The organism is Sphingobium jiangsuense, from assembly GCF_014196495.1.
Classification (GTDB): domain Bacteria; phylum Pseudomonadota; class Alphaproteobacteria; order Sphingomonadales; family Sphingomonadaceae; genus Sphingobium; species Sphingobium jiangsuense.
Map to the genome: position 1 here is coordinate 203801 of NZ_JACIDT010000001.1, position 12963 is coordinate 216763.

14 protein-coding genes are annotated in these 12963 nt (G+C 67.6%); 1 reads left to right on the forward strand and 13 read right to left on the reverse strand.

All coding sequences use genetic code 11. The features are described 5' to 3' along the window. Positions 1–116: 116 nt before the first annotated feature. From GGR43_RS00980 to uvrC, 5 genes are all read right to left on the reverse strand, one after another. Positions 117–509 (reverse strand): hypothetical protein, encoded by a 393-nt coding sequence (locus GGR43_RS00980; protein ID WP_188070072.1) that lies wholly within the window; start codon positions 507–509, stop codon positions 117–119. Positions 510–623: 114 nt separating this feature from the next. Next, on the reverse strand, positions 624–1667 hold the full coding sequence (leuB, locus tag GGR43_RS00985) for a 3-isopropylmalate dehydrogenase (RefSeq protein WP_188070073.1): 1044 nt from the start codon (positions 1665–1667) through the stop codon (positions 624–626). 66 nt (positions 1668–1733) lie between these two features. Further along, the gene (recO, locus tag GGR43_RS00990) at positions 1734–2474 is read right to left on the reverse strand and encodes a DNA repair protein RecO (RefSeq protein ID WP_188070074.1); all 741 of its coding nucleotides are present in this window, start codon (positions 2472–2474) and stop codon (positions 1734–1736) included. 77 nt (positions 2475–2551) lie between these two features. Further along, positions 2552–3241 carry a class I SAM-dependent methyltransferase gene (locus tag GGR43_RS00995; protein WP_188070075.1) on the reverse strand — a complete coding sequence of 230 codons (690 nt, stop codon included), beginning with the start codon at positions 3239–3241 and terminating at the stop codon, positions 2552–2554. 98 nt (positions 3242–3339) lie between these two features. Then, positions 3340–5277, reverse strand: a complete 1938-nt coding sequence (gene uvrC / locus GGR43_RS01000) for an excinuclease ABC subunit UvrC (RefSeq protein ID WP_188070076.1) — start codon at positions 5275–5277, stop codon at positions 3340–3342. Positions 5278–5422: 145 nt separating this feature from the next. Between uvrC and GGR43_RS01005 the strand changes: the two genes are divergently transcribed. Then, positions 5423–5929 (forward strand): hypothetical protein, encoded by a 507-nt coding sequence (locus tag GGR43_RS01005; protein WP_188070077.1) that lies wholly within the window; start codon positions 5423–5425, stop codon positions 5927–5929. 166 nt (positions 5930–6095) lie between these two features. Here GGR43_RS01005 and GGR43_RS01010 read toward each other — a convergent pair whose 3' ends face one another. From GGR43_RS01010 to GGR43_RS01045, 8 genes are all read right to left on the reverse strand, one after another. Next, the gene (locus GGR43_RS01010) at positions 6096–6731 is read right to left on the reverse strand and encodes a F0F1 ATP synthase subunit B family protein (RefSeq protein WP_188070078.1); all 636 of its coding nucleotides are present in this window, start codon (positions 6729–6731) and stop codon (positions 6096–6098) included. A gap of 10 nt (positions 6732–6741) precedes the next feature. Then, positions 6742–7236, reverse strand: coding sequence for a F0F1 ATP synthase subunit B family protein (locus GGR43_RS01015; RefSeq protein ID WP_188070079.1), 495 nt, complete (start codon positions 7234–7236; stop codon positions 6742–6744). A gap of 85 nt (positions 7237–7321) precedes the next feature. After that, entirely contained in the window at positions 7322–7549 is a 228-nt protein-coding gene (locus GGR43_RS01020) for a F0F1 ATP synthase subunit C (protein WP_188070080.1), read from the reverse strand. 65 nt (positions 7550–7614) lie between these two features. Further along, positions 7615–8373 carry a F0F1 ATP synthase subunit A gene (locus GGR43_RS01025; RefSeq protein WP_188070338.1) on the reverse strand — a complete coding sequence of 253 codons (759 nt, stop codon included), beginning with the start codon at positions 8371–8373 and terminating at the stop codon, positions 7615–7617. 62 nt (positions 8374–8435) lie between these two features. Beyond that, positions 8436–8765 carry an AtpZ/AtpI family protein gene (locus GGR43_RS01030; RefSeq protein ID WP_188070081.1) on the reverse strand — a complete coding sequence of 110 codons (330 nt, stop codon included), beginning with the start codon at positions 8763–8765 and terminating at the stop codon, positions 8436–8438. A 172-nt stretch (positions 8766–8937) separates the two neighbouring features. Beyond that, positions 8938–9348: a YdbL family probable chaperone protein gene (locus GGR43_RS01035; RefSeq protein WP_188070082.1), complete on the reverse strand. Its 411-nt coding sequence runs from the start codon at positions 9346–9348 to the stop codon at positions 8938–8940. Beyond that, entirely contained in the window at positions 9345–9563 is a 219-nt protein-coding gene (locus GGR43_RS01040; protein WP_246343279.1) for a YnbE family lipoprotein, read from the reverse strand. The genes GGR43_RS01035 and GGR43_RS01040 overlap by 4 nt, the downstream gene beginning before the upstream one ends. A gap of 5 nt (positions 9564–9568) precedes the next feature. Beyond that, positions 9569–12817, reverse strand: a complete 3249-nt coding sequence (locus GGR43_RS01045; RefSeq protein WP_223177230.1) for an intermembrane phospholipid transport protein YdbH family protein — start codon at positions 12815–12817, stop codon at positions 9569–9571. Between the last annotated feature and the right edge of the window lie 146 nt (positions 12818–12963).

Genomic DNA, 12963 nt, shown 5'->3' on the forward strand with positions numbered 1-12963 from the left:
CTGCGCGGGGGCAGGGGCTTGCACGGCGTCGGCCGCTGCCACAGCCCTTACCGCCACGGCGCGCAACTGCAAGCCTTTTGCTCCCCCGCGTGCCGAAAGGCGAAGCGGCTGCCGCCTTATTCGGTGACCGCCAGCGCGGGGAGGATTTCCGCGTCCTCCCAGTCCATCAGCTTCAGGAAACGTTCGCGCAATTCGCCCACCGCCTTGCCGTAGCCGCGCCAGTCCTCCCTCACCCGGTCGAGGCCCCAATGCTGGATATGGCGGCTATAGTCGAAATAGAGCGCGTGAAAGGCGCGGGAATATTCCTCCATCAGCGCGTGCACCGACTTGTCGGCATATTGCAGGCAGGCGCGGGCATAATCGCGTTCGGCGACGATATGGCTGCGGAACAGCCGGGAAAATTCCAGCCGCCGCTTCGACGCGTCCGCCATGTCCTGAGGCAGGGGTCCGTTCAGGAACTCCGCAAATTCGCGCACCATGGTGCGTAACGCGTCATGTTCCGCGCGCATTGTGCCCTGCATCGTCCGACCCTGTTTCTCTGTACAGGATCGGCGATAGCGTTGATTCTGTTAAAAAAGTCGGAATCGGGGCGGCGGGTTTCATCGCCCGCCGCCACCGGGAAATCAGAGGACGGCCAGCACCGCGTCGCCCATTTCGCGGGTGGTCATCGCGCCGCCCAGATCGGGGCTGCGCGCGCCGCTTTCCAGCGCCTTCGCCACCGCCGCCTCGATCCGGTCCGCCGCCTCCGGCCTGCCCAGCGAATAGCGCAGCATCATCGCCGCCGACAGGATCGTCGCCAGCGGATTGGCCTTGCCCTGCCCGGCGATATCGGGCGCGCTGCCGTGGATAGGCTCGTACAGCCCCTTGCCGTTCGCATCGAGCGAGGCCGAGGCCAGCATGCCGATCGACCCCACGCACATGCTCGCCTGATCGGAGAGGATGTCGCCGAACAGGTTGCCGGTGACGATCACGTCGAACTGGCCGGGGTTGCGCACCAGCTGCATCGCCGCATTGTCGACATACATGTGGGACAGCTCGACATCGGGATAGTCGGCGGCAACCTCCGTCACCACGTCGCGCCACAGCTGGCTGGTTTCGAGCACATTGGCCTTGTCCACCGAGCAGAGCTTCTTGCGGCGCACCTGCGCGGCGCGGAAGGCGCTGTGCGCGATGCGGCGGACCTCCGCCTCGTTATAGCTCATGATGTCATAGCCCTCGCGCAGGCCGTCGGCGGTGGTGCGGATGCCCTTCTCGCCGAAATAGACGTCGCCGTTCAGTTCGCGCACGATCAGCAGGTCGATCGCGCTCGCCACCTCCTGCTTGAGCGCGGAGGCGTCGGCGAGCTGCGGGAATACCTTGGCCGGGCGCAGGTTGGAAAACAGCGTCAGTTCCTTGCGCAGGCCGAGGATCGCCTGTTCGGGGCGCAGATGGCGCTCCAGCGCGTCGCAATCATAATCGCCGACCGCGCCGAACAGGATCGCATCGGCGCGGCGGGCGATATCCAGCGTTTCCGGCGGCAGCGGATGCCCCTTCGCCTTGTAGGCCGCGCCGCCCACCAGCCCTTCCTCATAAGTCAGGCCGTCGAGGCCGAGCGCGTCGAGCACGCGGCGGGCCTCCGCCATGATTTCAGGACCGATGCCGTCTCCGGCGAACAGCGCAACCAGCATGAATATCTCCTTCCCGTCCCGCGACCGCGGATGAATATGCGGGCACGCATATGGAGAAGGCGCTGTTCACGCAACCGCTCTTTTGAGGCGGTCGGTCAGGCGGTCGCGGGCCGCCAGCACGCCGGCGCGGCGGTCGATCAGCACCGAGCGTTCGAGGAAATGACGGGTCAGCGCGAGGCCGGCGAGGATATCCGTCCAGTCGGCCTGCATCGTCCGGTCGCGCAGAAAAGGCGGCAGCGCCAGCAGCCGCGCCTCATATCCGGCGGCGGCCTGCGCGCTGACGGCGGCGCCGGTGCGGGGCGAGACATAGGCGAGGCTTTCCATCCCCTGCCCCGTCACCGCACAGCCCGACAGGTCGAGGCCGAAGCCCAGCTCCGCCAGCAGCAGCAGCTCATAGCGCACCAGCCCCACCGCCCAGCCCCGCGCGGCGGGCGCGGCCTCGACCGCATCCAGCACCGCGCCCATCGCCTCGTAGAGCGCGGGATAGGGAATATCGTCCGGCAGGGCGGTGGCGGTGAGCGCGCAGATCCATTCGATCGCGGCGGCGGGCAGCGGCTCCGACAGGATCGGCGCGAGGCTGTGCGACAATTCGACGCCGAGCGAGGAAAGCTGCTCCGCGGTGCGGGCGCTATAGTCCGCCATCACCCGGTTGCCGGGCAGCAGCACGGGGCGCATCGTCCGCGACCGCCCGCCGCGCACATAGCCCGCGACCAGACCGTGCGCCGGCGTCAGCGCCCGCACCACCGCGCCATGCTCGCCATGATGCCGCACGGCGCAGAGGATCGCGGGGGTGGAGAAATGGGGCATCGCCCTTCCTTAGCGCAAAGCGGGAAGGGAGGCAGCCCCTGCCTTCCTGCCGCCCTTTCGCGACGGCGACCGGTCCGTCAACGAATGGCTATCAGCGATTTGGTGAACGGCCCGATATATTCGCGCTCTATCGCGGCATCGGGGAAAAGCTCGGCCATTTGCCGGGCCGTGACCAGATTGATGTCCTGCACCTCGGTCATGGCCTGATCGTAGGTATCTGCGGATATCCAGCCGCGTGCCTTGCGCAGCACCATGGCCGCCCGCACGGATTCGGGCAGCCAATGAATGAACGGCATCTTGTAATGCGGCTCATAGGGAAACCAGAAATTCGGCGTCTGGACGAAATAGCGCGGGGCCAGCCGCCTTACCTCATGCGCCATCGCCCGCATCGCCCGCCACTGGCCGACATGCTCGATCACGCTGTTCGAATGCACGATGTCATAGCTTCTATCGGCATAGGGCAGGCTGCACGCGTCCCCCTTCCGCAGGTGAAAGGGCGGGCGGTCCTCATCCTCCGCGCCGATGTTCACGATCGTGATTTCGACCGGGAAATCCTGCCACAGCGGCCGGACGCCGAGCCAGTAGCCGGGGGCGCCGCCGACATCCAGAATGCGGATGGGGGCGCCATCGGCCTTTGCGGGAAGGGATTCGAGCAAGGCGCGAAACCGCCTGAAACGCGCGGTGCGGAAACGGTTGCTCTCGGTGCCCTCCGCGACCTCGAATTCGGGCCTGAACACGCCGCCGCGCGCCGCGCGATCCCCTTCCATGCCTGCCCTTTCCTGCCGCCGGTGCCGCCCCCGGCGACTATCACAAGCCGCCGGGCATGAGAACAGGAAAGCGGCCGGCCGCCTTTCCGCCCGTTCCGCTAGCCGCCCGGATGGAAATAATCGTAGACGGCCTGCGCCACGGCCCTCGACACGCCGGGCGCGCGTTGCAGATCCTCCAGCCGCGCATCCTTCACCGCCCGCGCGGTGCCGAAATGCATCAGCAGCGCCTTCTTGCGCGCGGGGCCGATGCCCGGCACCTCGTCCAGCGACGAGGTGGTGATCGCCTTGCTGCGCTTGCCCCGGTGCGCGCCGATGACGAAGCGGTGCGCCTCGTCGCGCAGGCGTTGCAGATAGAAAAGCAGCGGATCGTTGAGCGGCAGCATGATCTCCCGCCCGTCGAGCAGGTGGAACACCTCCCGCCCCTCGCGGCCATGATGCGGCCCCTTGGCGACGCCGACCAGCGGCACATCCTCTATGCCCAGTTCCTCCAGCATCTCGCGCGCCGCCGACAATTGTCCCTTGCCGCCGTCGATCAGCACCAGATCGGGCCATTCGCCCTTCTCCCGCTCCGGGCTGTCCGCCCGCGCCTCCTTCTCCACCAGCGGCGCGAACCGGCGCGTGAACACCTCGCGCATCATCGCGAAATCGTCGCCCGGCCGCGTGTCGGGATCCTTGATGTTGAACTTGCGATAGGCATTCTTGCGGAAGCCCTCCGGCCCCGCGACGATCATCGCGCCCAGCGCGTGCGCGCCCTGGATATGGCTGTTGTCATAGACCTCGATCCGGTCCGGCGGCCCCTCCAGCCCGAACAGATCGGCCAGCCCGGCGAGCAGCTTCGCCTGGCCCGTGCTTTCCGCCTGCCGCCGTTGCAGCGCCTCGGCGGCGTTGCGGCGGGCCTCCTCGATCAGCTTGGTGCGCGGGCCGCGCTGCGGCACCTCGATGCGCACCTTGCGCCCGATCTTGGTGGAGAGCGCCTCCTCCAGCAGCATCCCCTCCTCCAGCTGCCGGTCCAGCAGGATGAGGCGCGCGGGCGGCACGTCCTCGTAGAACTGGGCGAGGAAGGAGAACATCACCTCGTCCTCGCTGACCTCTTGCGTGTGGACGGGAAAGAGCGACTGGCTGCCGGTATGCTGGCCGCCGCGCAGGAAGAAGGCCTGGATGCACATCGCCCCGCCCTCGCTCGCCAGCGCGAAGATATCGGCATCCTCGACTCCTTGGGAGGCGACGCCGCTGTTCTGCACGAAGGTCAGCGCCTTCAGCCGATCACGATAGACCGCCGCCAGCTCATAATCCAGCGCCTCGGCCGCCTTGTTCATCGCGTCGGCCAGCTTCGCCTGCACGCCACCGCCCTTGCCGTCGAGAAACGCCTCGGCATCGGCGACCAGCTCGGCATAGGCCGCCTCGTCGATCCGCCCGACGCAGGGCGCGGAGCAGCGGCGGATCTGGTAGAGCAGGCAGGGGCGCGCGCGGTTGCGGAAGAAGCTGTCGGTGCAGCTGCGCAGCAGGAACAGCTTCTGCAACGCGTTGAGCGTGCGGTTGACCTGCCCGGCCCCGGCATAGGGGCCGAAATAGCGCCCTTCCGCCTTGCGCGCGCCGCGATGCTTCTGGATGCGCGGGAAGGCGTGGTCGTGGCGGACGAGGATGAAGGGGAAGCTCTTGTCGTCGCGCAACAGCACATTATAGGGCGGGCGATAGCGCTTGATCAGCTGCGCTTCCAGCAGCAGCGCCTCGGCCTCGCTGCCGGTGGTGACGATCTCCATCGCGCGAGTCTGCGACACCATGCGTTGCAGCCGGCGCGGCAGGCGCATCACCTGCGTGTAGTTGGTGACGCGATTCTTGAGCGCCTTCGCCTTGCCGACATAGAGCACGTCGCCGCGCGCATCGAGCATGCGATAGACGCCGGGCCGCAGCGGCAGCGTGCGCACCACCTCGCGGATCGCCGCCACGCCCGTCTCTATGTCGGGCGCGCCCGCGCCGCGCACGGTGAAGACGGATTTTTCCTCGTTGAAGCGGTCGGGAAGATCGGTGGAGGCCATGGGGCCGATGTAGGGCGGAAGGAGCGCGTTAGCGAGAGGGAAGGCGATGGCGGGAGCGGATTATTTCGCCCCGGCCGCAACCGGGGCCTGCCCCGCCTCCGCGCCCGGCCTTGCGGACAATTTTGCACGGGGCTAGCTTTGCCCCATGACCATGCTGCGCCCGTTCCTCGCCGCCCCGCTCCCGCTTGCGGTCCTGTTCCTCGCCAGCGCGGCCCCCGCCGCCGCCCGGCCGGAGGTATCGCAAGATCGTGCCGCGCCCGCGCCTGCCAGCGAAAAGCCGACCCGCATCCTCGACAGGGCCGCCGCGCGCCGCCTGCTCGGCAACCGGGGTTTGACGCTGCAGTGGATCGACTGGAATACGCGCGGAACGGCGAGCATCAGCGCCAAGGGCGACAGCTGGAGGTTGCGCGGCGCACAGTTCGAAGCCGGCGGGCCGGGACGCCTGTTTCTCGACGGCGTCATCCGGGAGATCGGAAAGGACTATTTCCTCTTCCAAGGCACGATCAGCATCACCGACACGCCCGACCGGGGGCGTACATGCGAAGCGACCAAAGAATGGCGTTTCGCCATCACCCAGAACCGGCCCTATTACCGCCTGCGGGAATTCGAGTGGTGCGACAGGCTGACGGACTATATCGACATCTATTTCTGAACGGCGCTCTCCGCAGCGGGAACGGCATGACCGGTCCGGGCCGCGCACGAAGCCATGCGGCGGGCTTTCCCACGGCAGGCAAGGGGTCTCCAAATGCAAAAAGGCGCCGCACATGCGACGCCTCTTCACTCCGCTCACAGGGGCCGCAGGGGCCTGTGCGATCCGGTCAGTTGATCGTGCCCAGCGACTTGATGGTGCTGTCGATCATCGTCTTGTCCGCCTTCGCGTCATGATGCTCGGCGAGCAGGGCGGAGGCGGCGCTGGTCGCGGCGCTCACCGCTCTGGCGCGGATTTCGGCCACGGCGGCGCGCTCGGCGGCGCCGATCTTGTCCTCGGCCATCTTCTGGCGACGCTTCACCAGCGCGGCGGCATTGGTCTTGGCGTCGGCGATCAGCAGCGCGGCCTCTTCCTCCGCGCGGGCGCGCAGGGCGGCGGCGTCCTTCTCGGCATCGGACAGCTTCGCCTGATATTCCGCCTTCAGCGCCTCGGCCTCGGCCCGCAGTTTCGAAGCCTCGTCCAGCTGCGCGCGAATCGCGTCGATCCGGCCGTCCAGCGCCTTGCCGATGACCGAGGGAACCTTCTTCACCAGCAGCACCAGAATGAAGACCGCCATCGCCAGGCTGACCCAGACGGTCGCGTCCAGCACGCCCGCCACCGCCGGTTCGGCATGATGGACTTCCGGCCCGCCGACGCTTTCGCTGGCGGCATGGACCTGGCCATGCAGGTCCTGCACCTTGTCGGCGTTTTCCAGATTCTCGGCCACGGCCTGCGAACCGGTCAGCGTATCGGCGTGCGCGTTCATTCCTGCTTCCTCAGCCATGGGCCAGAGCCACCTTCACCGCCTGCAAGGCAGCCTCGCGGGAAATTTCCCCGCCGGAAATCTTTGCGACCATGTCCTGCGCGGCTTCGGCGGAAACCGCCTCCAGCTCCGCCAGGGCCCTGGCCGACGACGCCTTGATGGCCTCCTCCGCCTCGGCGATGCGGGCCGCGATCTTCTTGTCGGCGGTCGCGACCTGCTTCTCGCTGTCCTTGGCCGCCTTGGCCTTGGCTTCGGCGACGAGAGCCTGCGCGGCGGCGCGGCTCGCATTTTCGCGGGCGCGATAGTCTTCCTCGATCTCGTCCGCGCGGGCGAAGGCCGCCTTGGCGCGCGCCAGATCGTCCGCGATCTTCGCGTTGCGCGAATCGACGGTCGACTGGATCTTGGGCACCATGCCCAGTCCGACAACGAAGAAGAGCAGGCCGAACGTCAGCAGCAGCCAGAAGATCTGCGAGCTGTAGGTTGCGGCAAGCTGGGCTATCTGAGGCATTGCACCCGTCCCGTTGGATCAGAGAATAGGCGTGAGGAACGGACGGAAAATCCGCCCCTCACGGTAACAATCGTCCGATCGCTGCTTAGGCGACGAACACCAGGATCATCGCGACGACGAACGACAGCAGACCCAGAAGTTCCGCGGCGGCGAAGCCGATGAACAGGCGGCCCTGCTGGCCGTCGGCGGCCGACGGGTTGCGCAGCGCGCCTTCGAGGAAGGAAGCGAAGACATTGCCCACACCGAGCGCGGCCATGCCCGCACCGATCGCGGCCAGACCGGCACCCAACAGCTTTGCGGCTTCTGCGTCCATAATGATAACTCCTTTTCTGAAACTCGTGCTTTGAACAGCGTTGATAAATTCGGCGAAGATTTGGCTCAGTGAAGATTTTCGGCGTCGTTGATGTAGACCGAGGTCAACAGCGCGAAAACATAGGCCTGGATGACCGCGACCAGCAGCTCCAGCGCGCTGATGCCGACCATCAGCGTGAAGCTGGGGATGCCGACCAGCGCGCCGTAGCCCAGGCCCGCATTGGTCGAGTTGATGACGAACCCGGCGAGCACCTTCAGCAGCACGTGCCCGGCGGTCATCGCGACGAAGAGACGCAGGCCGAGGCTGAACGGGCGCACCATGAACGACACGACCTCGATCGGGAAGATCACCGGGATCATCGGCAGCGGCGTGCCGTGCGGCACGAACAGCGAGAAGAAGTGCAGGCCATGCTTCCAGAAGCCGACGATCAGCACGATCGAGAAGCTGAGCACGGCGAGCGCGCCGGTGACGGTGAAATGGCTGGTGAAGGTGAAGGGATGCACCCCGACGAGGCCCAGCGGCAGCAGGCCGAGGATATTGCCCATCAGGATGAACATGAACAGGGTGAAGACATAGGGGACGTATTTCTTGCCGCCCGCGCCCACATTGTCGGTGAGCAGCTTTTCGATGAAGCCGGTGAAGAATTCCACCGCCATCTGCCAGCGGCCGGGAATCAGGCTGCGCTTCATGCCGCCCGCGACGAAGATCCACAGCGCGACGGCCGCGACCACCATCCACAGCGCGCTGTTGGTGAAGGCGATGTTGTATCCGCCCAGCGACAGGTTGCTCGTACCGAACAGGGGTTCGATCGCGAACTGGTGCATCGGGTCGATTTTACCGGATTCTGCCACTTATAACCCCCGAAACCATGCACTTGCCTATGACATCAGCGCCCCGGCCTGCCGGAGCGCTTCGTCGAAATCCTTATGATGTTCCTGAAGGCCACGATTATCCCCAGGAAGAGGAAGACCAGCAGGAGCCAGGGGGACGTGCCGAGCAACCGGTCGAGAAACCAGCCCACCAGCGCGCCACCGGCAAGACCTCCGACGAGCTCGGCCAGCACGCGATTGCCAAGGCGGTTGTTTTCCTCCGCCACCGGGTCGCGCTGACCGGTCCTCTTCCGCTCGGTACGCTCCACCTCCTCGATTCGCTTTTCCAGCGACACGATGCGGGGGTCTTCCCGAACAGGGTCCTGCCCAGGTTCAATCTCCGACATTCCGGCCTCTCCTTCTCCAACAGCGGCTTGGGTAAGGAAAGGCTTGAACCGTGAAGACTGCACCCGTCAAGGCGCGGCCCGTTTAGAAAGGGGAAAGGATCAAGTCAACCGGACATGTTGCGAGTCGCGACAATGCCCGCTTTAAGGCCGGTCACGGCCCCGCCGCGCCCGCTCAGTTGGCCGTGGCGCAATAGCCGGGCAGCGAAATCGGCGCGCTGCCCTTGGTCTGCCAGCCGCCGGTGCCGATGCGGTAGACCTGCCCCGGCTTCACCCGGCTGGCCAGCGTCTGGCAGCCGGTCGCCGCCGCGACATCGGCCACGGTCACGCCCCGCTTGGCGGCAAGGTCGGTATAGGCCGCGCGCCGCTTGATGTTGATCGATTCGACCTCGGCGCGGACTTCAGCGCTGACCGATCCGTTGATGCCGAGATAGCCGTCGGCCTGCTCGCCCACCGTGCCGGCGGCCATCGCCGAGGCGACGACGCCGGACTGCGCCATGGCCGGGCCGGAGGAGAGGAGCGCGCCGGTCAGGCCGACGACGGCCAGCCCCAGCGCGGCGAGGAGAAGGGAGGATTTGCGTGTCATTGCGGGAACAGCTCCGGGTTGTTCTGGATGAGGTCCTGCGCGTCCTTTTGCAGACGGACGACCACTTCCTGTTGCACCTTCACATTGAGGTTGATCTCGATCGGCTTGTCCGGCGCCTTGACGGTGATGCACCCGCCCAGCAGCAGGGCGATGCCCGCCGCCGCGCCGCCCAGCGCATATCCGCCCGGCCGCGCGGGCCGCCCTTGTTCGCACATCTGGCTCATTTCTTCTCCTTATTGAGCATATCTTCGCTTTCGCGCGGCTTAACGGCAACCCCCTTCTCGCCGATGGCCTCCAGCTCCTTGTCGAGCTGATCGCGAATCAATAGGCTGGGGTCGATGAACGACTGCGCCGTGCTCATCAGGCCGCGGAAGGGCGCCTCGATGCGCACATTGAACAGGAAGGGCAGGCCGACGAACTTCTTCGCGACGACCTTCGGCACGCTCGACAATTCGCCGCGGTTGACGCCGTTGAAGACCACCTGCGTGACGATCTCGCCGTCCAGCGCGCCGTCCATCAATATGGTGAGGCATTTATATTGCAGGTCCTTGAGCGCGTCGAAGGCCAGCTTGCCCGACATGCCGAGATCCTCGTTCGACACCTGCCCGACATAGGCCAGATGCCCCGCCTGCCGGTTCGGGTCGCAGGGGATGCTCAGCCCCTCGACATGGTCGATGACCAGCGGCGGCAGGCCGATCTGCCTCGCGGCCAGCACGCCGCCGGTGATTCGCCCGCCCTGCGCGTCGAAGATCATCGGCAGCAGCCCGTCGAAGGTGCCGGTGGCGTTCACATTCTCCAGCTCCAGCAGCTCGATGAACGATCCGGCCTGAATGCCCAGCACCCGGAAGGTGAGATGGCGCGATCGTTCCGCGCTCATGTCCAGCACCGTGGGCAGCAGCGTCAGCTCCCCGCCCGCGAGCGGCCAGCGGCCATTCTCTATCGCCACGCGATAGTCGGGCAGCAGCTGGTAATGGATGACGCCGTCATGCACCTCCACGCCCGGATGGACGCTGGCGAGGCGCAGTTGCTGATGCGGTTCGGTGACGAGGCCGAGCAGGTCGGTGAAGGCGATATTGGTCGAAAGCCCCTGCACCGGCCCGAAGGCGGCGGCAAGGTTCATTCCCCGCGTGGAGAAGCGGCCGGTGCTCGACACCCTCGACCCGCGCCAGTCGATCCTCCCCGCGCCCTCGACCGTGCCCTCGACATTGGCGACGACGCCGAGCGCGAGGAAGGTCAGCTGGTCGGGTTGCAACCCGCCGTCGAAGCGCAGGGCGTCGACCGAGAGGTCGGCGCGGCCGACGCCGCTGCCCAGATCATGCGCGACCCGGACGACGGCGATGGTCCGCTCATGCCCCGGCAGGGTGAGCGTGCCGCTCGCCTGTATCCGCCCATCGGCCATGCGCAGCGCGAAATCGCGCGCTTCGACCGGGTTGAAGCGGTCGGGCGCGGCGTCGTCCAGCACGAGGATGCGGCCCTTGAGCGACAATGCGCCCGCCGCATAGCCCCAGTTCGCGCGGCCTTCCTCGACCAGCAGCGGCACGGTGCCGATCTTCGCTTCGACCCCCGCCATCTCCCCGCCGAAGCCGCCGGGCACCGCGCGGCCGGAAAGCTGCGTCGCGGCGAGGCGCACGGGCGCGGCGCGGTCGCCGATGCGCAGGTCCGCCCCGGCCAGCGCGAAATCGCCGCGCGACACGGAGAAATCCGCCGATCCCGCGACGAGATGCAGCGGATTGGCGCCGATCCTGCCGGTCAGGTCGACCTGCCGCACCACGCCCCCGCCCGTCAGCCTGCCGCCGCGCGAGGCGAGCAGCGCCCCGCCCTCGCCCGCGCACAGCGAGAGGCTGCGCGGGTCGAGCGAGAGGGAGGCGGTGCGCAGCATCTTGAAGCCGATGCGCGTGCACCCCGGATTGACCGCCCAGTTGCCGAGGCGGTCGATCGTCGCCGTCACCGGCAGGTCGAGGCCGCGCAGCACGCCGTCGGGCAGCGGCCCGTCGAGCCGCACATGGGTGGTCATGCGGGTGCTGCCGTCGGCGGCGGCGAGGAAGCGCACCGGCTCCATATCCAGCCGCGCGCCGTCGGCCTCATAGGGCTGGACGAACATCTGCCCGGAAACGCCGCCGCTTTCGGTCGGACGCAGGCGCAGCGCCAGTTCGGGCAGGTCGCCGCCGCCGCCCGAAAGCCCGCCGTCGAGCCGCCAGCGCCCCTCCGGCAGGCGCAGCACGATGCGGCTGTCGTTGCTCAGCGCGACATGCTCGCCATGGCTGCCGCGCAACGAGAGGCGCGGGATTTCCATGTCCATATCCACGCCCGTGCCTGCATCCTTGCCGGTCAGCCGGATATGCCCGGCGAGGCGGTTGTCCTGCTGCAACCCCGCCAGCCCGCGCGCGAGCCGGGCGGCGAGCGGGCCGATGGGCGTGGCGGCGGCGGTGCGCGCCATCTGCCCAAGCCCCGACAGATCGAACGCCCGCACCCGGCGCAAATCGAACGCGGCATCCGCGCCGAAGCCGCCGGGCTTGCCCGCCTCGGCTGCGGCCCAGTGCCAGTCGCCCTCGATGCGCGAGCCGTCCGCCCGAACCGCGCGATGGCGCAGCCCCGCCAGATCCAGCGCGGCGCGGCCCCGCAGCGCCTGCATCGACCCGGAAAAGCGCAGGTCCGCGCGCGGCCGGGCGAGCGTCGCCCCGCCCCCGCGCGCCGCCTCCGCCCCGCCGGTCAGGCGACCGGAAACCTGCTTCAGCGCCTCGTCGAAAGCGAGGTCGGCGTTGAAGGCGATAGCGGCCGCGCCCATATCGCCGCAGCGCAGCGCGGGCGCGCGCAGCGGGCCTTTCACCTTCGGCGCGCCGTCCTCGATCCGCAGCGCCGCATAACCGCTCGCCAGCGGGGCATTGCACGCGCCGAAGCGCGCATCGCGAATCACCGCCCCCACGGTCCCTGTAAAGCCGTCGCCCAGCCGCCCGCTGCCCCGCAGCGACAGGCCCACCGCGCCGACCGGCGTTTCCAGCCGCGCGCGCGCGTCCTCCAGCGTCAGGTCGATGTCGGGAAAGCTGAACGGCTCCTTCGAGGCCGGGTCGCGGAACTTGTCCAGCTCGCCCAGATGGAGGCCCTTGTCGTCCACCCGGCCCAGCAGGCGCACGCCACGCGCGCGCACCGCGCCGACGCGCGGCATGAACGCGCCATAATCGATATCGACCTCGACCGACCGGGCGGTGAGGTCGGGCCGCGCCGGATCGCCCAGCACCAGATTTTCGATGCGCTGCGTGCGGAAGGCGATCTGCGCGACGGAATAGCTGGCGCGGACGTTGCGGGCGGCCAGCTCCCGCTGCACGAAATGCTCGACGATCGCCATCCTCTGCCACCAGAGCGCCACCATGGCCGCCGCCAGCGACAGCGCGATGACGAGCATGATACGGCGACGCGCGCGTGTCCGGTCAGACGGGAAGGAGCTTCCCTCTTCGATCTGCGCGCCAGTCATTCCCTGTCGTCTCACTCCGTAAACCGTTGACCCGCGTCCGGCTGTGCCCGTCCTCCTGAGGATCGGTCCCCCTCTTACAGGATCGAACGCGCCCGTCTCCGTAAAATCCGCATCGTAAATATCCTTGCCGAGCGATTTGGCAAAGC